Source organism: Sphingobium sp. S6, assembly GCF_905120495.1.
Lineage (GTDB): Bacteria > Pseudomonadota > Alphaproteobacteria > Sphingomonadales > Sphingomonadaceae > Sphingobium > Sphingobium agri.
This window is the reverse complement of the sequence record NZ_CAJHOG010000001.1, coordinates 969,998-988,290: the sequence shown is the minus strand read 5'-3', so window position 1 is coordinate 988,290 and position 18,293 is coordinate 969,998. Positions and strand designations below refer to the sequence as shown.

The window sequence follows — 18,293 nt, the reverse complement described above, 5'->3', positions numbered from 1 at the left end:
TTTGCCTCTAGGGCGGGCGGGATGAACAATATCCTCCTAGTCATGGGCGGCGGCGCGGTGGGCGCGCTGGCGCGCTATCAGCTGGGCCGCTTTGCCGGTCACATGCTGCCGGGTGCGCTGTGGCCCTGGGGAACCTTTGCCGCCAATGTGCTCGGCGGCTTTGCCATGGGACTGCTCGCCGGATGGCTGGCGCGGTTCGGCAGCGCGTCGGGCGAGGCCCTGCGCCTGTTGCTGGCCGTTGGTCTGCTTGGCGGCTTCACCACCTTTTCTTCCTTCAGCCTCGAAACCGTGCTGATGATCGAGCGCGGGCAGTTGGTCATGGCCATGAGCTATGCCGTCCTGTCGGTCATCGCGGCCGTCGGCGCGCTGGTCCTTGGCCTTGGCATGATGCGGAGCGTGGCATGAAGGGTCGTCCTCCCGGCAAGCCTTCCGGTACGTCGCGCGGGGGCAAGCCCGGTGGCGGCGCGCCCGGTCGCGCCCGTGGTGGTGCGAAGGCGGCGCGCGCGCGTAAGCCGGACTCGCCCAAGTCACCAGCGAAGCCTGCTTCCAAGCCTACTGTCGCCAAAACCGCTGCTCCAAAGACCGCGACGCCCAAGACTGCTGCGCCCAAGGGCGTCTCGCTGGACGTGCGTCAATTCCGTGTTGGGGCGGATGACGACGGCATTCGGCTGGATCGCTGGTTCCAGCGCCACCTGCCCGACATCGGCTTCAACAGCGTCTCGCGGTGGGCACGCACCGGCCAGTTGCGGGTCGATGGCGCACGCGCTGCGCCGGGCGACCGCGTGACTGAAGGCCAGCTGATCCGCGTTCCCCCCGCCGAGCCTAAAGCTGCCGAGACGGCCAAGCCCCGCCGGGTAAGGCCGGAGCTTAGCGAAGACCAGATCAGCTTCGCACAGAATATGGTGATCCATCGCGACGCGCAGGCGATCGTCATCAACAAACCGCCGGGCCTCGCGACGCAGGGCGGCACCAAGACCGATGACCATGTCGACGGCTTGCTCGACGCTCTGGAGTTCGAACTGGACCAGCGCCCGAAGCTTGTCCACCGGCTGGACAAGGATACGTCCGGCGCGCTGCTGATCGCCCGCACGGCCCGGTCAGCCGCCTATTTTGCGAAGGCCTTTTCCAGCCGCACCGCGCGCAAGGTCTATTGGGCGATCGTCATGGGCGTGCCGTCGATCGAGGACGGCATGATCGAACTGCCGATCGCCAAGCAGCCGGGCACGGGTGGCGAGAAGATGCATGTCGATGAGGAGGAGGGCTTGCCCGCCCGCTCGCGTTATCGCCTCATCGAACGCGCGGGCAACCGCGCCGCCTGGGTAGAGCTGCAACCCCATACCGGCCGCACGCATCAGTTGCGTGTGCATATGGCGGCGATCGGCCATCCGATCGTCGGCGATGGCAAATATGGCGGCAAGGAAGCCTTTCTGTCGGGCACGATCAGCCGGAAGATGCATCTGCACGCGCGCCGCATTCGGGTTGATCATCCCGATGGCGGCCGGGTCGACGTGCGCGCCGAACTACCCGAGCATTTCGCGACGAGCCTCGTCTCGCTCGGTTTCGACATCAACGCAGGCGACCTGCCGCTGGACGAGGAAATCGCGCGCGCGCCCACCCGCGAGGATGAGAAGAAGGCCGCGCGCGCCCATGCCAAGCAGCTGCGAAAGGGGCGGCGGGGCGAGCGGCGGTCCAGAGGGGCGGGCGGGCCACGCAAGAAATGAGCAATCGCCTGGCCGTCTTCGATTGCGACGGCACTCTGGTCGACAGCCAGCACAGCATCTGCACCGCCATGACGCTGGCGTTCGAGGGCGAGAAGCTGGCGGTGCCGGACAGGGCCACCATCCTGTCCGTAGTCGGGCTGTCGCTACCGCTGGCGATCGCGCGCCTGCTGCCGGAAGCGGAGGCGGATTTCCACGACCATCTTTCGGAAAGCTACAAGCGCGCGTTTCAGCAGATGCGCAGGGACAATGCCGTGTCGGAACCGCTCTATCCCGGCATCGCGGAGTTGATCCGGCAACTGGATGCGGATGGATGGCTGCTGGGGGTAGCGACTGGCAAGTCGGATCGCGGGCTGAACCTCTGCCTGTCGCATCATGGCATTCATGCGCATTTCGTGACGTTGCAAACCGCTGATCGGCATCCGTCGAAACCGCATCCTTCGATGCTGCTGACTGCGATGGCGGACGCGGGGGCGGTTCCGGAGACGACGGTGATGATCGGCGACACCAGCTATGACATCGACATGGCGCTTAACGCTGGCACAAGGGCGCTGGGCGTTGGCTGGGGCTATCATCCGCCCGCTGACCTGATCGCGGCAGGCGCCCATGGCGTGGCGATGGACAGCGACGAACTCAATGCCCATATCCGCGCAGCATGACCGACTTTCCTCCACCGCCTCCGATCGATCCTGAAAAGGTCGCACGCCAGCGTCACTTCGCGCTCGGCATATTCCGCCTCTCGGGCGCCTTGCTCGTGATGTTCGGCTTCCTGATCCTGATGGAGCGTTTCAGCTGGGTTCAAGGCGGCAAGGCGAAGGCGATGGGCATGATCTTCGTGCTGGTCGGCCTGTTCCAGTTCGTCATCGTGCCGCGCCTGCTGCTGAGCCTGTTCCGGAGACCGCCGCAATGAAACGCTTTTACAAGGATGTGGCGGTGATTTCCGGCGGCGCCGGGCATGAGATCCAGCTTGATGGCCGCCCGGTGCGCACGCCCGCGCGCGCTGCCCTGGCATTGCCGACGGCGCGGCTGGCGGAGGCTGTGGCGGATGAATGGCGGCGGCAGGGTGATACCGTCGATCCGCGTTCCATGCCTTTTACCGGGCTCGCCAACGGTGCGATCGATCAGATCGCGCCCCATCGCGAAAGCTTCGCGGCGGGCATCGCCAATTATGCGACAAGCGATCTCCTCTGCTACCGCGCCGAAGGACCGGCGGAACTGGTTTCGCGGGAAGCGGCGGCCTGGGACCCGCTGCTGGATTGGGCGCGGCAGCGTTATGACGTCACTTTCCGGGTGACGCAGGGGATTATTCCCGTCGATCAGCCGCCAGAGACTCTGGAGCGGCTGGACGCAGCGGTGAAAGCCTATGATCCGTTCACGCTGGCAGGCTTGTCGACTTTGGTGACGCTGTCGGGATCGCTGGTCTGCGGTCTGGCGATTGTCGAAGGCGGGCATGACGCCGACGCGATCTGGACCGCTTCGGAAATCGACGAGGCTTGGGAAGTCGAACAATGGGGCGAGGACGCCGAAGCTGCCGCCCGGGCGGCACGGCGGAGAGAAGAGTTCGCGATGGCGCGGCGATTCTGCGAGTTGGTGACGCAATAGGTTTAGAGCTGGATCACCCTAAACCGGCACAACCCCTGACCCCGTTCGCCCGAGCGGTCGAATGGGTAGGATTAAGCACATTTTGCTTGAGAAGAGCGGTAATGGCGCTTGGCGGGTACGCCCGACCTCAAGCCCCCATGGCGGTAAGCTTGTTCGCATAGATCATGCGGCCCGGCCCGAGCAGGCCCAGCAACTGCGGCAGCATATGCCGAGCAACGGCAAAACAGCCTTCGCTCCGGCCGATCTTGCCCCATGTCGCGATATGGTCTTCGCTCACATAATCCGCGCCGTGGATCACGATCGCCCGCATTTCGGCATTGTTGTTCTGCGCGTCCAGACCCGCGAGCCGCATGGCCCGGCCATGCTGACCCTCGTAAATCTGGCCCGTCTTGTACGCGCCCGCCGAACTGGCGAGCGAATTCGGTTCGTTGGAAAATGTTTGCAGCCAACCAGAATGACCCGGATCGGATCCCCGGCCATGGGACACAAGGTAGGAACTGGCGTGCCCGCCCAGCAGATCGACGATGTGGAAGCGCAACTCGCGCGAGGGGGCGTTGAAATCGGCCAGCGCGATACGGTCTCGCAGTTCGAACATATGCGCATGCTCGTCCAGTGCAGCCTTCGCCCGATCGAGCAGCCGTGCATAAGGCTGCCGCGCCAATGGCGTTACCGGGTGAGGCGTAACGGGTGGCGGCACAGGCGCGGCGGGCTGTGGGTTGGCCGTCAAAGCCGCGCGACCCGCGCTATCTGCTAGAAAAGAAAAGGCAAGTCCGCTCAAAGCGGCCTTCGTAAAACTGCGGCGATCCATGAATCGCAATATAGCAAAGCTCCGCGCTCGCTTAAAGGGCGGGGGTAAGACAGGCGGCCGCCACTCGTCCGAAGGCGGCCATCCTTCGGCTCAATCGGTCGAGTTGCTCGCCTCGGACGACTGATCTAACCGTGCGGTCATGCCGGTCGCTTCGGCGTCATCCTGGATTTGCTGCTGCTCGGAAATGCTTGGCGGCGGCGCAGGTTCCGGCGCGGCCACGGCATTATTGGCTGGCGGCAGCGGCGCTTCCGGTTCCTCGATGATCACATTTTCAACCGGGGGTTCGACCATGTTGTTGGTCGCGGGCGCCTGCTCTTCCTTCTTCCCGCAAGCGGACAGGGCGAGCGCGCCAGCAAGGGCGGCGAGGGCAATCTTGCGCATGGGGTCTTAGTCCTTCGATGCGATGGTTGGCGCAGGTGCGGCGGTGGGATCAAGGCGGCGGCTGGATGCTTCGATCTTCCGGGCGAGAAGCTTGTCCCAGCCATAGGGATCGGACCGGAAATTCATGGTGCCGTTGCTGCTGGCGAAGGCGGTCCAGTAAAGCAGATAGACCGCCACTTCCTTGGGCAACTGCACGCGCTGCGTCTTGCCGGTGTCGATCAGCGACTGGACCTTGCCCGCCAGCTTGGGATCGCTCTGCACCATCAGTTCCGCGAGCGGCACCGGCTTTTCGAGCCGGATGCAGCCATGGCTGGCGAGCCGGTCATAACTGGAGAATTTCGCGCGGGCGGGCGTGTCGTGCAGGTAGACGGCGAAGGGATTGTTGAAGTCGAACTTCAACCGGCCAAGCGCGCTACTGGGCCCTGCGGGCTGAACGATCCGCTCCCCGCTTTCCGGAGTGCCCACGATCTTGTAGCCCTGCCGCAGCAACGCCGCGCGCCCCTTTGGCCACAATTCCTTCTTGGCGATGGAAGACGGGACATTCCATGGCGGATTGACGACGATGGAATGGATGCTGGACGTCAGCATCGGCGTCGCATTGTCGGGCGACCCGGTTACGGCGCGCATGGAGGTGACCGGCTGATCGCCTTCGAAGACGGTGAGCACGGCAGCGGCGATGTTCACCTGAACGCGATTGACCGGCAGTTGGCGCGGCATCCAGCGCCAGCGTTCCATGTTCGCCATGATGGCGGCAATACGGTCTTCGACGGGAACATTAAGTTCCTTGAGCGTGCGCGCATCGAGCAGGCCGGTCGGGTTCAACCCATAGCGGCGCTGCGCCCGTTGCAGCACATCGGTCAGCGCTTCGCCCGGCTGCACGCTCTTGTCCTCGATCGCGAGACGCTTGCGCACCGCGTCGGGCGCGGACTTGGCATTCAGGACAGGCCAGCCGCCCGCATCGCGAATTCGCTCATAGGCGGCAAGCCCACGGCGCAAGCCATCATAGCCGGAATAAGGCGGCGTCAGGCTGGACGCCCATTGGGGCAGGCGGTCTTCGGCAATGGCGCGCGCGAGTCCCGGGCGCGGATCGAAAGCGGCCGGGCGGAGCGCCCAGATGTCGAGAAAATCTGAGGTATCGACCCTTCCCGTGCTGAGCGCCTTCGCGCGGTCAAGTACAGCGGACACCAGAGCATCGCCGGAAAGCGACGCCGTCGCCTTGCTGCGGGCCATCAGGCCCTGCTCGGCGCCGCCCTTCAGCCAGTTGTTGAGCCAGGCCTGTTGCGCGGCCGACAGCGGCGGGATGGGGACTGGCGGCGTCACCACAGCGGGCGGTGCGACGACCGGCGGCGCGGACGGTGGCAGCGTCGGCACAACCGCAGGCGGCTGCGCAATCGCTGGCGCGGCGGCGAGGCCGATGAGGGGGCTGAGGCAAAAACGGATCAAATCGGGACGGTTCATGCTGGACCAGATAGCGCAAAGCCCTCATCGTTCAAACTTATCATCGCGGAAAAAAGATGATGCTCCACGTTGTTCACCATCCTGCCTATGTTTCTCCTGCAACAGCAGGCAGCCGCTTTCGTTTTGATAAATATGGGCTGGTTATGGAAGCACTTACGCTAAGCGGCGCTGCCTTTACGCTCCATGAACCCGCGCCCATGCCCCGTCTCTGGATAGAGGCGGTGCACGACCCCGCCTATGTCGCAGAGGTCGCGACCCTGACGGTTCCGCCCGACAAGCAGCGGCGGATCGGCTTTGCCGTCAATGAACGGACCATGCGGCGGTCGATGCTTTCGCCTGGCGGAACCTGGACGGCGGCGAAGCTGGCGATGGTGCATGGCTATGCCGCCAATGCCGCGGGCGGCAGCCATCATGCGCTTTATGACAGCGGCGCGGGCTATTGCGTGTTCAACGATCTCGCCATCGCTGCGAATCGTTTGATCAGGGAAGGGGACGCGCAGCGCGTGCTCATCCTTGATCTTGACGTTCATCAGGGGGACGGCACCGCGCAGTTGATGGCTGGGCGGGATGAAGTCTTCACCCTCTCGATCCACGCGGAGAAGAACTTCCCCGCACGCAAGATGCGTTCCTCGCTCGATGTCGCATTGCCTGACGGCGTGGGTGACGCGGATTATCTCGCGACGCTGATGGAGGTGTTGCCGCAGGCGCTGGATAGCTTTGGCCCCGACCTGATCCTGTACCAGGCCGGGGTCGACTCCCATGCCGACGACCGGCTGGGAAGGTTGGCGCTCAGCGATGCGGGGCTGGATGCGCGCGACCGCGCCGTCATGCGGGAAGCCCGCCGCCGCGGCATCCCGCTCGCCAGCACCATGGGCGGCGGTTATGGCGAGGACAGGATGGCGGTGGCGGAGCGTCATGCCGCCTGCATGATCCGGCTTGCTGAGGAGGCGGGTAGCGGCCTCAGTGCATTGTCGTAGCGTTGGACCCAGCAACTGGAGCCGTAGCGATCAGCCGGGCGGCGATAAGCCCGGCTGCGGCCAGCGCGATAAAATCGCTGAAGGCGAGGTAGAGGATGTAGCCCCAATGCGCGTGGTTGAACACGGCCTGCCCGATGTCCAGCCATAACACCGCGGCCAGTGCCGAAAGCAGGGCGATGCGCGCGCGGCTGCCAAAGTCCACCGCCGCGAACCTCAGCGCCAGTGCAATGACGACGCCTGCGATCAGGGCGAGGACCAGGCCACCGATCAGCGCGGCGCTGTCGGTCACTGGAAAGCCGCTATTGTTGTAGAAGATGGTCGCGATCGGACCCTTTCCGTACAGGATCGTGCCTTGCGCGGTGGCCGGGTCAGGGACGATGTAGACGCCCGTTCCGGTCTGCGTCAGTGATTGGGCCAGCGCTGCCTGGAGGTTGGCGCCGGGCGCTTCACCCGCGCGATGGAGGGCAAGGGCGCTCAGCGGCGTCTGCCAGAATAGGAAGCGGATCACGAAAAGAGCGAAGCCGCCCAATATGCCGCCCGCGATCGTTCTTACCATGCCGTGGTCTCCCTGTTCGGCTTAAAGCAGATCAGGAAACGCGGATGGGCAGATTTCTTTCCGGCAGCCGGTCAGTCCTTTGGCCGGGCCGCCTTTTCGGCGATGCCCGACACACCCTCCCGGCGGTCCAACTCATCCAGCACGGCGTCGAGCGGGATGTCGAGATCCGCGAGTAAGACCATCAGGTGGAAGATCAGATCAGCGCTCTCGCCAACTACACCTTCCCGGTCGGAGGCCATGGCGGCGATCACGGTTTCCACCGCTTCCTCGCCCACTTTCTGCGCGATCTTTCCCCGGCCCCGAGCCGTCAGCTTGGCCACATAGGATTGCGAGGGGTCAGCCGTCCGCCGCCGCCGGATGGTCTTTTCAAGATCGTGGAAGGTCGAGCGCATGGGGTCCATCAAGCCTTCACCGCACGGCCCGTCAATGAAAAGTTGCTCACCGCGAACGCACCGGCACGCCGGCAGCGGCCAACGCCTGGTGCGCCTCGGCGACAGTATGCTGGCCAAAGTGGAAGATGGACGCGGCCAGCACGGCGCTCGCATGGCCTTCAATCACGCCTTCGACCAGATGCTGCAAGGTGCCCACGCCGCCGCTCGCGATGACGGGTACGGATACCGCATCCGCGATCGTCCGGGTCAGGGCTAGGTCGTACCCCTGCTTCGTGCCATCGCCATCCATTGAAGTGACCAGCAATTCGCCCGCCCCAAGTTCGGCCAGCCTCACAGCATGTTCGACCGCGTCGATGCCGGTGGGCTTGCGGCCGCCATGAGTGAAGATCTCCCAGCGCTTGTCCCCGACGCGCCGGGCATCGACCGATCCAACGATGCACTGGCTGCCGAAGCGATCGGCAATATCGGCCACGACCTCGGGGCGCGCCACTGCGGCACTATTGACGGCCACCTTGTCGGCCCCTGCGAGCAACAGCGCCCGCGCATCTTTCGGGCTGCGCACGCCGCCGCCGACAGTTACAGGCATGAAGCAGACCTCGGCCGTGCGGCGCACCACGTCCAATATGGTGCCGCGCGCCTCATGGGTCGCGGTGATGTCAAGGAAGCACAGCTCGTCCGCGCCAGCCGCGTCATAGACCCGGGCCTGTTCGACAGGATCGCCCGCGTCACGCAGATCGACGAAGTTCACGCCCTTGACCACGCGGCCATTGGCGACATCCAGGCAAGGGATGACGCGGGTGCAGACGGTCACGCCGCCGCCTTTGCAATCGCCAGCGCTGCCTTCAAATCCAGCCGCCCGTCGTAAAGCGCGCGTCCCGTGATGACGCCCTCGATGCCTTCATCGGCATGCAGGCTGAGCACGCGAATGTCCGCGATCCCTGCCACGCCGCCGCTGGCGATCACCGGAATGTCCGTGCTGCGCGCCAACTCGACGGTTGCGTCGATATTGCAACCCTTGAGCAGGCCGTCGCGGCCGACATCCGTGAAGAGCAAGCTGGCGACGCCCGCATCCTCGAACCGGCGGGCGAGGTCCGCGACCGGCATGTCGGACTTTTCGGCCCAGCCGTCAGTCGCGACGAACCCGTCCCGCGCATCGACGGCAACGACGATCCCGCCTGGGAAATCACGCGCCGCCGCCTTCACGAAAGCCGGGTCCTTCAATGCAGCCGTGCCGATGACGATGCGCGACACGCCAAGGTCGAACCAGCGCTCGACCGCTTCGCGATTGCGGATACCGCCGCCAAGTTGGACGTGGCCGGGGAAGGCCTCGACAATGCGCTCGACCGCCTCGGCATTGACCGCACGGCCCGCAAAGCTGCCGTCCAGATCAACCACATGCAGATGCTCCGCGCCCGCTTCAGCGAAGATCAGCGCCTGCGCGGCGGGATCGTCGCCATAGACGGTGGCGCGGTTCATGTCGCCTTCGGCCAGGCGGACGACCTGTCCACCTTTAAGGTCGATTGCAGGGAAAACGATCAGGCTCATATCAATATCCGAACGAGCGAAGAGGGGTCACGGACGCCACTTCAGGAAACGGGAGAGGAAGGAAAGACCATAGGTCTGGCTCTTTTCCGGATGGAATTGGCAACCGATGATCGTGTCACGGGCAACCGCTGCCACCAGCGGGCCGCCATGATCGGTGACCGCAGCGACATGAGCAGGATCATGGGCTTCGAAATGATAGCTGTGAAGGAAATAGGCCTCGCCCGTTTCCAGCAGCGGCGGCGCTCCATTCAGCGTCACCTTGTTCCAGCCCATGTGCGGCACTTTGATCGCGGGATCATTCGGCTCGATACGCCTTACTGTGCCGGGCACCCACCCCAGACCCTCATGCCGGCCGAATTCCTCGCCCACGTCCGCGAGTAACTGCATGCCGACGCACACGCCCAGGAAGGGCGTGCCGCGCTCGCCCACAGCTTCGTTCATCGCGTCGATCATGCCGGGGATGGCGGAAAGCGCATCCATGCAGGCGCGAAAAGCTCCGACGCCCGGCAGGACGATGCGATCGGCCTTCGCCACCAGCGCAGGATCAGCGGTGATGACGGCATCCTCCGCTCCAGCCTTGCGCAGGGCGTTATGAACGGAATGAAGGTTGCCTGCGCCGTAATCGATGAGGGCGAGGGTGGTCACAACATCCCCTTGGTCGACGGAATCGCATCCGCCTTGCGCGGGTCGATCTCCACCGCCTGGCGCAGCGCGCGGGCAAGCCCCTTGAAGCAGCTTTCGACGATATGGTGATTGTTGCTGCCATAGAGATTTTCGACATGCAGCGTAATCCCGGCAGCCTGTGCGAAGCTGTGGAACCAGTGCTCGATCATCTCGGTATCCCATTCGCCGAGCCGCTGCACGGTGAAGGGCGCCTTGAACACCAACCAGGGGCGGCCGGAAATGTCGAGCGACACGCGGGTGAGCGTCTCGTCCATCGGCGAATAGACGCTGCCGTAGCGGGTGATGCCGCGCTTGTCGCCTAGCGCCTTTGCCACAGCCTCGCCGATGGCGATCGCGGTGTCTTCGGTCGTGTGATGCTGGTCGACATGCAGGTCGCCGACCGTCTTCACTTCCATGTCGATCAGCGAGTGCCGCGACAGCTGCTCGATCATGTGATCGAGGAAGCCGATTCCGGTGGAGACGGTATAAATGCCCGTGCCGTCGAGGTTGACGGTCACGTCGATCTGCGTTTCCGCAGTGTTGCGGTGAATTTCGCCCGTGCGCATGGCTGCGCCCTATACCGAAGTGGGGGCACCTTGCAATGTGGCGTTGCATGTGTGGCCTGCTCTTGACCAGCCGCGCCGCGCCGTTAGGACAGTGGGGGATGAGCGATGACTTGCCTGACAGCCTGATTCCCTACGACGAAATCGTGCAGGAGGCCCTGCGCGCGGTGGTCGGCCGGGTGCTGGGTGAAGTGGAGCATTCAGGCGGCCTGCCGGGCACGCATCATTTCTACATCACCTTCAAGACGCAGGCGCCGGGTGTCGAGATCCCAAAGCAGCTTGTCGAGCGTTTCCCTGATGAGATGACCATCGTTCTCCAGAATAAATTCTGGGACCTGAAGGTGAGGGACGATGGCTTTGGCGTCAGCCTGACCTTCAACCAGGTTGCAGCGCATCTTTCGATTCCCTTCGCGGCAATCACCGCCTTTGTCGATCCGGCCGTGAATTTCGCGCTCCAGTTCCAGGTACAGTCGGACGTTCCGCCCGAACCACATGAGGAAGCGGAGAATGACGCGCCTCAGGTAACGACCGAAGATGGCTCTAACGTCGTCACCGTGGATTTCGGCAAGAAGAAATAATGGCTGGCGGATAGCCGCCGCTATTACCAGATTGGCTCCCGGACCTCATGTCCTGGGAGCCTTCGCATGGAAAGCCGCACCGAAACCGACAGCATCGGCGCCATAGAGGTGCCCGCCAGCGCCTATTGGGGCGCGCAGACCCAGCGCAGTATCGAAAATTTCCCGTTCGGTGCGATGGAGCGCATGCCGATCGGCATCGTTCACGCGCTCGCTGTCGTCAAACAGGCTGCGGCTCGGGTCAATCGCACGGAGGGACTGGCGCCGGAACTCGCCGAAGCGATCGAGGCAGCCGCCGGTCAAGTGATCGCTGGCGACCATGACGACCAGTTCCCCCTCGTCATCTGGCAGACGGGCAGCGGCACCCAGTCCAACATGAACGTCAATGAGGTGATCGCGGGCATCGCCAACGAAGCGTTGACGGGCAAGCGGGGAGGCAAGTCGTCCGTCCATCCCAATGATCATGTGAATATGGGCCAGTCGTCCAACGACAGCTTCCCGACCGCCCTCCACATCGCCGCCGCGCGTGCCGCGACGGAGCAGCTCTTCCCGGCGCTCGATCGCCTGCACAAGGCGCTGGATGACAAGGCGCAGGCCTGGGGCGATATCGTGAAGATCGGCCGCACGCATCTACAGGACGCAACGCCGCTGACGTTGGGTCAGGAATTTTCCGGCTATGCGCACCAGCTCTACCGCTGCCGTCATCGGATAGAGCCAGCCGTGATGCACGGCATGATGGCGCTGGCTCAGGGTGGAACGGCGGTGGGGACGGGGCTCAACGCGCCGGAGGGCTTCGGCATCGCCATGGCAAGGGAGATCGCGGCCATTACCGGCCTGCCGTTCCGGACCGCCGATAATAAATTCGAAGCGCTCGCCTCCAACGATCCGCTCGTCCATCTTTCTTCGACCCTCGCCACACTGGCGGTGGCACTGACCAAGATCGCCAACGATATCCGCCTGCTGGGCAGCGGGCCGCGTTCGGGACTTGGCGAGTTGGACCTTCCCGCCAACGAACCGGGCAGTTCCATCATGCCGGGTAAGGTCAACCCAACCCAGTGCGAGATGCTGACCATGGTCGCGGCCCAGGTGATCGGCAATCATCAGGCGGTGAGCGTCGGCGGTCTTCAGGGTCATCTGGAGCTGAACGTCTTCAAACCGATGATCGGTGCGGCCGTGCTGCGCTCGATCCACCTGCTCAGCGTCGGCATGCAAAGCTTCGCCGAGCGCTGTGTCGAGGGGCTGGAAGCGAATGAAAAACGCATCGCCGAACTGGTCGACAGGTCATTGATGCTGGTCACTGCTCTTGCGCCCGAAATCGGCTATGACAATGCCGCCAAGATCGCGAAACATGCGCATGCCGACGGGCTGACGCTCAAGGAAGCGGGGCTCGCTCTTGGCCTTGTCGATGAAGAAAGCTTCGACCGGCTCGTTCGGCCTGAAAATATGGTGTGAACTGGCGGAACCGCCGCTCTTGCGATACATTAAGGCCTTCATGAAGAAGATCACTTCCAATCAGCCGCTCGTGACCATCCGCCCGCCGCGCAAGGCGGGGCTGTTGCGAAAGACGGCGCGTCTGGGCGCGGCCGTGGTGGCCGCTCGTGTCGCTGCGGCTACGGGTAAGAAAGGTGCCGTCGGCCTCGTCGCCGGCTTGGGCGCAAAGCGGTTGATCATGCGCTATCCGCTGGGAGCGCTGTTCGTCACTGGCGCTTATCTCGCGGGCAAGGCCTATGAGACCAAGCGGGAGGTGGACCGCAAGCGCGCGGTGAAGGCGCTCCCCGACCTCAGCAACGAACCTGTGCCCATCACTGAAGCCCGCGAAGCGCGCGCCAAAAAGGTTTAAACGGCCGACTGCCAGCTTTTTACCGCCTCGATCGGCCAGGCAAGCATCAACACGTTAAGCGTCAGGTTGTCGCGTATCGCCATGAGCGCGATGAGTTCGAGTGCCAGGCCAAGGCAAACCGTCACCGCCACCGGAGCACGGGCAGCGATCAGGAAGCCCAGCGCCATCATCCCGATGTCGCTCATGGAGTTGAGGATGCTGTCGCCGCTATAGCCCAAGGCAATGGTCGCGGCCCGATAGCGGTCTATGATGATCGGCGAATTCTCTAATATTTCCCAGATAGACTCGACCAGCACGGCAAGTGCGAAGCGTGGCCCAAGCGGTTGCCGCCGCATCAGCGCCAAGGCGCCCGCATAGAAGATGAAGCCGTGGATCACATGGCTGAGGCTGTACCAGTCGGCGATATGCTGGCTGTTGCCGCTGTCCAGCGCCCCATGCCACAGATCGACATGGCCGCACGTGCAGATCGGCGGCCGCGCCATCAGGAACAGCAGCGCGCAGGTCAGCAGCACGATGATCCCGGCGGCCACGAAGCCCCGGCGATTGCGTAATGCCTTGCGTCTCAACTATCGTCCCCCCTTGTCACCCCTCTTGCCAAACGCGTTCCACGGCGTCACTAGCGGCCATGGCCGACAGCATCCCCATTGAGACGCCCGATTTCAAGCGGCGTGGCGTGCTCTTCGTTCTCTCCTCGCCATCGGGCGCGGGCAAATCCACCATTGCGCGCAAACTTCTGGCCGCAGAGCCGGACCTTGCCATGTCGGTGTCCGCAACCACGCGGCCGATGCGTCCCGGTGAGGTAGAGGGCAAGGATTATCATTTCGTCGATCTGGAGGAGTTTCGCCGGATGACGGCGGACCATGAATTCCTCGAATGGGCGCATGTCTTCGGCCAACGCTACGGCACGCCGCGCGCGCCTGTGGAAGCGATGCTGAAGAGCGGACGCGATGTCCTGTTCGACATCGACTGGCAGGGCGCGCAGCAGCTGCACCAGATCGCAGGGGGCGATGTCGTGCGCGTGTTCATCCTGCCACCCTCGATGGAGGAGCTGGAGCGCCGCCTGCGTGGCAGGGCGACCGACAGCGAGGAAGTCATTCAGGGCCGCATGTCCCGCGCCGCCAATGAAATCGCGCATTGGGACGGCTATGATTATGTGCTCTGCAATGTCGATGCCGAGGATTGTTTCCAGCGAGTCCAGACGATCCTGCATGCCGAACGCATGAAACGCAGCCGCCAGACTGGCCTCATCGGTTTCATCCGCCGGTTGAGCCGCTATTATCAGGAAGATTGAAGAAGCCGCTGTCTTCTCAATCTCAGGGTTGTTCTAGAGAGGTTTAGCCTATCTCTCAAATCCCGCCGGTTCTGCCCAGTCCGGATGCACCCAGGCCATCGCCTTGAACAGCGTCCCCATGGCATCGGCATCGGTCAGCCGCAGCCGCGCCGCCTCCACCTCCGCAGCGCGCGCGGGAGTGGTGCGGGCCAGCTGATCCGCCCGCGCATCGATGCCCAGTTGCCGGAGAAATTCGCCCTGGCCTATCGGGCCCATCACCCGCAGCCCAGCCTGCCGCGCCATATTGCCGATCATCGTGAAATCGACATGGGTAGTCAGGTCGCTTTCCCCCGGCTCCAGGAAGGGATCGGCAAATCGATGCTCGCGCACGGCCTGCAACGTGTCGCCGATCGCGGGACCCTCATAGCCATAGTCAATAATGATCGCAGCGCCGCCCTGTCGAGCAATGCGCTGCGCCAGGTCGAGCGCGATGGCCGTGCCCGCCAGCGGTATTTCAAGGATTGCACCCTCGGGCGCGTCGGCGGCGATGGGCGGGATGCCCGATTCGACCCGCCGGTATCCGGGCAAGGCTTCGAACCGGTCCGGCTGATCTTCGTCGGGGCAGATCACCACACGCTCACGCCATTCATCGCCAGAACGGACGATCTGGCGAACGGGCAGGGCGTCGAAGAACTCGTTGGCGACCACCAGCAACGGCGCATTGTCCGGCAGCCCGCCGACACTGTCGCGGTGGAAGACATTGGGGATGAGCGCGCGCTGCCGCTCCTGCAGCGTCGGGCTGGTTTCCACGAAATAGGATTGGGGCGCAAAGCCTGTGCTCCCCATCGCCCGCAACGCGTCTGAAGCCAGCGTGCCGCGCCCCGGCCCCAACTCTGCATAAACGGCATTTTGCCGACTACCCGATCGTATCCACACGTCAGCCAGGCAAAGGCCGATCAATTCGCCGAACATCTGGCTGATCTCGGGCGCTGTCGTGAAATCGCCTGCCGCGCCCAGCGGATCGCGCGTGCCATAATAATGCTGGTTCGCCTCGGCCATATAATGGGCGACCGAAATCGGGCCACCGGCATCGATCTGCCGCGCGAGGCGCTGGGCGAGGGTCAGTGGTTCAGCTGACACTCGCGCTGCCCGCGATCGGCTCCACCCGCACTCTGCGGCCCTTGGCGGTCAGGATCAGGTAAAGCCCGCCCAGGATCATCGGAATGCATAGCCACTGGCCCATGTGCAGGCCGGTGCGCGCGGCGAATTCCATCAGCTGCGCGTCCGCCTCGCGATAATATTCGATGCCGAAACGGAAGATGCCGTAGAAGAACAGGAACAGGCCCACGAGCATGCCGGGCTTGTAGCGCGCCCGTGTCTTCCAGAAGGCGAAGGCCAGGATCAGAAACAGGATGATGCCTTCGAAAAAGGCTTCGTAAAGCTGACTTGGATGGCGTGGGAAGGGGCCGCCGGTCGGGAAGATGATCCCCCAGGGCACGTCCGTTTCCTTGCCCCACAGTTCCCCATTCACGAAATTGGCGAGGCGGCCGAAGAACAGGCCAAAGGGTACGCAGCAGGCGACGAAGTCATGGATGCGCAGCCAGGACAGCCTTTCCTTGCGCGCCATGTAGAGGATGCCGAGCGACACGCCGATCGCTCCGCCATGGAAGGACATGCCGCCGTTCCACAGCTTGAAGATGTCGAGCGGATTGCGCAGGATTTCCGGCTGGTAGAAGAAGACATAGGCCAGCCGCCCGCCGATGATGATGCCAAGCGTCGCGTAGAAGATCATGTCGTCGGCATGCCGCCGCGCCATCGGTGAACCGGGCTGGGCGATCAGCTTCAGCAGATACCAGTAGCCGATTAAAATGCCCGCGAGATAGGCGAGGCTGTACCATTTGAGCGTGAAGAAGCCGAGGTCGAGCGCGACCGGGCTGAGCCCCAGCTGATCGAAGCGAATTGCGCCCGCAGCCGCGGCGGCAAGGTCAAGGATCAAATTGTAGCTCCCCTTCGGAAATATGGCCTTCGCCATAGAGCAGGATAGGGTAAGGAGGAAAGGGGGCTATCATTTTGGCGCAGGTTTTGGATGATGGCTGAACAAAATGGGGTTCAGGGTGGGAATGAGCTGGATTGGCTGATCTCACCTGTTGCTATTAACGCGCTGGAAACCCCTCAATGCGAGTATGGTGCCATGGCTATCGAACCAATTTTGGAGCAAACTCCGGAACGTGGCGACAAGCGCGCCGATGTCCGCTGGCCCATCCGTCTTGAGGCGCCCGGGTCGGTTGGCGAAGGTGCCACTGACGTTGTGGTCCACGATATCTCCACGGCGGGGATGCTGATAGAAACCGGCTCGCAGCTGAAACTTGGGCAGGCGCTGCTGCTGTCCCTGCCTGAAGCTGGCTCCGTTTCCGCTCATGTGGTGTGGCAGGATGAGCCGCTCTTTGGATGCCGCTTTGACGAGCCGCTGCCTCAAGCCGCCGTCAGTGCGACCCGCCTTCGCAGCACGATGCGCGGCGATGGCAGGCCGGTCGATCATGTGGCCGATGCGAAGGAACCGGAGATGCTCCCGGCGCGCCTCCGCCGGTTGCGCCGTGAACGCGGCCTTAGCCGAGAGGCACTGTCTCAGCTCACCGGTTTCAGCAAACCGTCGCTCTGGGCGTGGGAAGTGGGCAAGACCATGCCTCGGCGCAGAAGCCTGGTTGCGCTTGCACAGGCTTTCGGCCTGACAGAGCAGCAGTTGCTGGTTGGTGAGCCGCCGGTTGCGTCACATGATCCCGCAATGACAGGCACGGCTCGTCCGGGGCAGCAGCTTCATGACGTGATCGACTCGGCCAAGCGCGAAATCGCCAAACATGCAGGCGTCGATGTCTCGCAGGTGCAAATCCGCATCGATTATTGAAGCATCGCGCGTGGGTACAGTTTTAATCTCCACCTATGTGATGAGCTTCTCTGGCGTGATGACATGAGTTCTGCCTTTGTGAGGCAGGAGACCATTCCCCGACCCTTATCTCTCTTCATAGCGACGCGCCTTGATCTTAGAACCTCAACGCGTTCGGGCTGAGCTTGTCGAAGCCCATGTCTCTGAAAAGAGCCTGGTTCAACTGCTGCTTGCGGGCAGGCGCTCAAGACAGGCTTCGACAGGTTCAGGACGAACGGCGTGGGCGGTGGTGTCGATACACACCGCGAACCTCTCAATTAAGGCTAGGCCCGAACGCCCATTATGGATGTAGATGAGGGCAAGTAGTTCATGCCAAACCAAGGTGCCAGCAATCATAACTACGCCAACAAAAAGCCGCCCGGTGAGGGGCGGCTTTCTTGTTTTGTCCGGAGCGGAAACTCAGGCTTCTTCAGCCGGAGCTTCTTCTGCTTCAGCGGCGATTTCGCCGGGTTCAGCGTTCGGATCATAATCTTCGGTGAAGCCGCTCTCGTCCTTTTCGAACAGGTCGGCCATCACGTCCACGCCTTGCGCCTGCAGTTCGGCCTCTTCAGGCGAACGGGCGACGTTCACCTGGATGGTGACAGCGACTTCGGGGTGCAGCGCAACCTTGACGTCGAACAGGCCGAGCGTCTTGATCGGGCGTTCCAGCACGACCATCGCCTTGGTGACGTTGGTGATGCCTTCGGCCTGCAGCGCTTCGACGACGTCACGGACGGCGACCGAACCATAAAGGTGGCCGGCGTTGGACGACTGGCGGATCAGGACGATCTGCTTGCCGTTGACGCCTTCGGCAGACTTTTCAGCGTCGCCACGGCGGGCGGCGTTGTCGGCCTCGATCTTCGCGCGGTTGGCCTCGAAGACCTTCTTGTTGGCGGCGTTCGAACGCAGCGCCTTCTTGTTGGGCAGCAGGAAGTTACGGGCGTAACCGTCCTTCACGGTGACGACGTCACCGATGGCGCCCAGCTTTTCGATGCGCTCAAGGAGAATGATTTCCATGGGTCTTT

Annotated in this window: 24 protein-coding genes; 11 read left to right on the top strand and 13 right to left on the bottom strand. The window is 63.4% G+C overall.

What is annotated here, in order from left to right; all coding sequences use genetic code 11:
• Nucleotides 1-21: 21 nt before the first annotated feature.
• Genes crcB through SPHS8_RS05060 form a run of 5 tightly spaced genes read left to right on the top strand, consistent with a single transcriptional unit; the run spans nucleotide 22 to nucleotide 3,320 of the window.
• A complete protein-coding gene (crcB, locus tag SPHS8_RS05080; protein ID WP_201514526.1) occupies nucleotides 22-405 on the top strand; it encodes a fluoride efflux transporter CrcB in 384 nt (127 codons plus the stop codon).
• Complete coding sequence (locus SPHS8_RS05075; RefSeq protein WP_201514524.1) at nucleotides 402-1,721, top strand: RluA family pseudouridine synthase; 1,320 nt, start codon at nucleotides 402-404, stop codon at nucleotides 1,719-1,721. Before crcB ends, SPHS8_RS05075 begins: the two co-directional genes overlap by 4 nt.
• Complete coding sequence (locus SPHS8_RS05070; RefSeq protein WP_201514523.1) at nucleotides 1,718-2,377, top strand: HAD-IA family hydrolase; 660 nt, start codon at nucleotides 1,718-1,720, stop codon at nucleotides 2,375-2,377. The genes SPHS8_RS05075 and SPHS8_RS05070 overlap by 4 nt, the downstream gene beginning before the upstream one ends.
• Complete coding sequence (locus tag SPHS8_RS05065; protein WP_201514522.1) at nucleotides 2,374-2,628, top strand: hypothetical protein; 255 nt, start codon at nucleotides 2,374-2,376, stop codon at nucleotides 2,626-2,628. Before SPHS8_RS05070 ends, SPHS8_RS05065 begins: the two co-directional genes overlap by 4 nt.
• Complete coding sequence (locus SPHS8_RS05060) at nucleotides 2,625-3,320, top strand: ATP12 family chaperone protein (RefSeq protein WP_201514521.1); 696 nt, start codon at nucleotides 2,625-2,627, stop codon at nucleotides 3,318-3,320. The genes SPHS8_RS05065 and SPHS8_RS05060 overlap by 4 nt, the downstream gene beginning before the upstream one ends.
• Nucleotides 3,321-3,447: 127 nt before the next feature.
• Here SPHS8_RS05060 and SPHS8_RS05055 read toward each other — a convergent pair whose 3' ends face one another.
• The 3 genes from SPHS8_RS05055 to SPHS8_RS05045 all read right to left on the bottom strand — a co-directional run bounded on the left by SPHS8_RS05055 (nucleotide 3,448) and on the right by SPHS8_RS05045 (nucleotide 5,967).
• Nucleotides 3,448-4,128 carry a murein L,D-transpeptidase catalytic domain-containing protein gene (locus tag SPHS8_RS05055; protein WP_201514520.1) on the bottom strand — a complete coding sequence of 227 codons (681 nt, stop codon included), beginning with the start codon at nucleotides 4,126-4,128 and terminating at the stop codon, nucleotides 3,448-3,450.
• Between the two features lie 90 nt (nucleotides 4,129-4,218).
• Nucleotides 4,219-4,509 carry a hypothetical protein gene (locus SPHS8_RS05050; RefSeq protein WP_097091886.1) on the bottom strand — a complete coding sequence of 97 codons (291 nt, stop codon included), beginning with the start codon at nucleotides 4,507-4,509 and terminating at the stop codon, nucleotides 4,219-4,221.
• A 6-nt stretch (nucleotides 4,510-4,515) separates the two neighbouring features.
• Nucleotides 4,516-5,967, bottom strand: coding sequence for a L,D-transpeptidase family protein (locus SPHS8_RS05045; RefSeq protein WP_201514519.1), 1,452 nt, complete (start codon nucleotides 5,965-5,967; stop codon nucleotides 4,516-4,518).
• A 59-nt stretch (nucleotides 5,968-6,026) separates the two neighbouring features.
• Between SPHS8_RS05045 and SPHS8_RS05040 the strand changes: the two genes are divergently transcribed.
• Nucleotides 6,027-6,944 (top strand): histone deacetylase family protein, encoded by a 918-nt coding sequence (locus SPHS8_RS05040; protein ID WP_201514876.1) that lies wholly within the window; start codon nucleotides 6,027-6,029, stop codon nucleotides 6,942-6,944.
• Here SPHS8_RS05040 and SPHS8_RS05035 read toward each other — a convergent pair.
• The 6 genes from SPHS8_RS05035 to hisB form a co-directional block, all read right to left on the bottom strand.
• On the bottom strand, nucleotides 6,928-7,500 hold the full coding sequence (locus SPHS8_RS05035) for a hypothetical protein (RefSeq protein WP_201514516.1): 573 nt from the start codon (nucleotides 7,498-7,500) through the stop codon (nucleotides 6,928-6,930). The two genes, SPHS8_RS05040 and SPHS8_RS05035, sit on opposite strands and share 17 nt — an antisense overlap.
• A gap of 71 nt (nucleotides 7,501-7,571) precedes the next feature.
• Nucleotides 7,572-7,892 carry a phosphoribosyl-ATP diphosphatase gene (locus SPHS8_RS05030; protein WP_201514875.1) on the bottom strand — a complete coding sequence of 107 codons (321 nt, stop codon included), beginning with the start codon at nucleotides 7,890-7,892 and terminating at the stop codon, nucleotides 7,572-7,574.
• 46 nt (nucleotides 7,893-7,938) lie between these two features.
• The gene (gene hisF / locus SPHS8_RS05025) at nucleotides 7,939-8,703 is read right to left on the bottom strand and encodes an imidazole glycerol phosphate synthase subunit HisF (protein ID WP_201514515.1); all 765 of its coding nucleotides are present in this window, start codon (nucleotides 8,701-8,703) and stop codon (nucleotides 7,939-7,941) included.
• Nucleotides 8,700-9,437 carry a 1-(5-phosphoribosyl)-5-[(5-phosphoribosylamino)methylideneamino]imidazole-4-carboxamide isomerase gene (gene hisA, locus SPHS8_RS05020; protein WP_201514509.1) on the bottom strand — a complete coding sequence of 246 codons (738 nt, stop codon included), beginning with the start codon at nucleotides 9,435-9,437 and terminating at the stop codon, nucleotides 8,700-8,702. Before hisA ends, hisF begins: the two co-directional genes overlap by 4 nt.
• A 27-nt stretch (nucleotides 9,438-9,464) precedes the next feature.
• Nucleotides 9,465-10,082 (bottom strand): imidazole glycerol phosphate synthase subunit HisH, encoded by a 618-nt coding sequence (gene hisH, locus SPHS8_RS05015; RefSeq protein WP_201514504.1) that lies wholly within the window; start codon nucleotides 10,080-10,082, stop codon nucleotides 9,465-9,467.
• Nucleotides 10,079-10,666 (bottom strand): imidazoleglycerol-phosphate dehydratase HisB, encoded by a 588-nt coding sequence (gene hisB / locus SPHS8_RS05010; RefSeq protein ID WP_201514503.1) that lies wholly within the window; start codon nucleotides 10,664-10,666, stop codon nucleotides 10,079-10,081. Before hisB ends, hisH begins: the two co-directional genes overlap by 4 nt.
• 98 nt (nucleotides 10,667-10,764) lie before the next feature.
• Between hisB and SPHS8_RS05005 the strand changes: the two genes are divergently transcribed.
• The 3 genes from SPHS8_RS05005 to SPHS8_RS04995 all read left to right on the top strand — a co-directional run bounded on the left by SPHS8_RS05005 (nucleotide 10,765) and on the right by SPHS8_RS04995 (nucleotide 13,078).
• Nucleotides 10,765-11,241 (top strand): SspB family protein, encoded by a 477-nt coding sequence (locus SPHS8_RS05005; RefSeq protein WP_201514502.1) that lies wholly within the window; start codon nucleotides 10,765-10,767, stop codon nucleotides 11,239-11,241.
• A gap of 66 nt (nucleotides 11,242-11,307) precedes the next feature.
• Nucleotides 11,308-12,690, top strand: a complete 1,383-nt coding sequence (gene fumC / locus SPHS8_RS05000; RefSeq protein ID WP_201514499.1) for a class II fumarate hydratase — start codon at nucleotides 11,308-11,310, stop codon at nucleotides 12,688-12,690.
• Nucleotides 12,691-12,730: 40 nt separating this feature from the next.
• Nucleotides 12,731-13,078 (top strand): hypothetical protein, encoded by a 348-nt coding sequence (locus SPHS8_RS04995; RefSeq protein ID WP_097091877.1) that lies wholly within the window; start codon nucleotides 12,731-12,733, stop codon nucleotides 13,076-13,078.
• On the opposite strand, the gene SPHS8_RS04990 is transcribed toward SPHS8_RS04995, so the two are convergent.
• Complete coding sequence (locus SPHS8_RS04990) at nucleotides 13,075-13,644, bottom strand: DUF2585 domain-containing protein (RefSeq protein WP_201514491.1); 570 nt, start codon at nucleotides 13,642-13,644, stop codon at nucleotides 13,075-13,077. The genes SPHS8_RS04995 and SPHS8_RS04990 overlap by 4 nt on opposite strands.
• A gap of 59 nt (nucleotides 13,645-13,703) precedes the next feature.
• Here SPHS8_RS04990 and gmk point away from each other — a divergent pair, with 59 nt between their 5' ends.
• A complete protein-coding gene (gene gmk / locus SPHS8_RS04985; RefSeq protein ID WP_097091875.1) occupies nucleotides 13,704-14,369 on the top strand; it encodes a guanylate kinase in 666 nt (221 codons plus the stop codon).
• A 48-nt stretch (nucleotides 14,370-14,417) separates the two neighbouring features.
• On the opposite strand, the gene SPHS8_RS04980 is transcribed toward gmk, so the two are convergent.
• A complete protein-coding gene (locus SPHS8_RS04980) occupies nucleotides 14,418-15,488 on the bottom strand; it encodes a class I SAM-dependent methyltransferase (protein ID WP_201514488.1) in 1,071 nt (356 codons plus the stop codon).
• A complete protein-coding gene (lgt, locus tag SPHS8_RS04975; RefSeq protein ID WP_201514484.1) occupies nucleotides 15,478-16,380 on the bottom strand; it encodes a prolipoprotein diacylglyceryl transferase in 903 nt (300 codons plus the stop codon). Before lgt ends, SPHS8_RS04980 begins: the two co-directional genes overlap by 11 nt.
• Before the next feature lie 159 nt (nucleotides 16,381-16,539).
• Here lgt and SPHS8_RS04970 point away from each other — a divergent pair, with 159 nt between their 5' ends.
• Nucleotides 16,540-17,250, top strand: a complete 711-nt coding sequence (locus SPHS8_RS04970) for a PilZ domain-containing protein (protein WP_201514483.1) — start codon at nucleotides 16,540-16,542, stop codon at nucleotides 17,248-17,250.
• 438 nt (nucleotides 17,251-17,688) lie between these two features.
• Here SPHS8_RS04970 and rplI read toward each other — a convergent pair whose 3' ends face one another.
• Nucleotides 17,689-18,285, bottom strand: a complete 597-nt coding sequence (gene rplI, locus SPHS8_RS04965; RefSeq protein WP_201514480.1) for a 50S ribosomal protein L9 — start codon at nucleotides 18,283-18,285, stop codon at nucleotides 17,689-17,691.
• Nucleotides 18,286-18,293 lie beyond the last annotated feature (8 nt).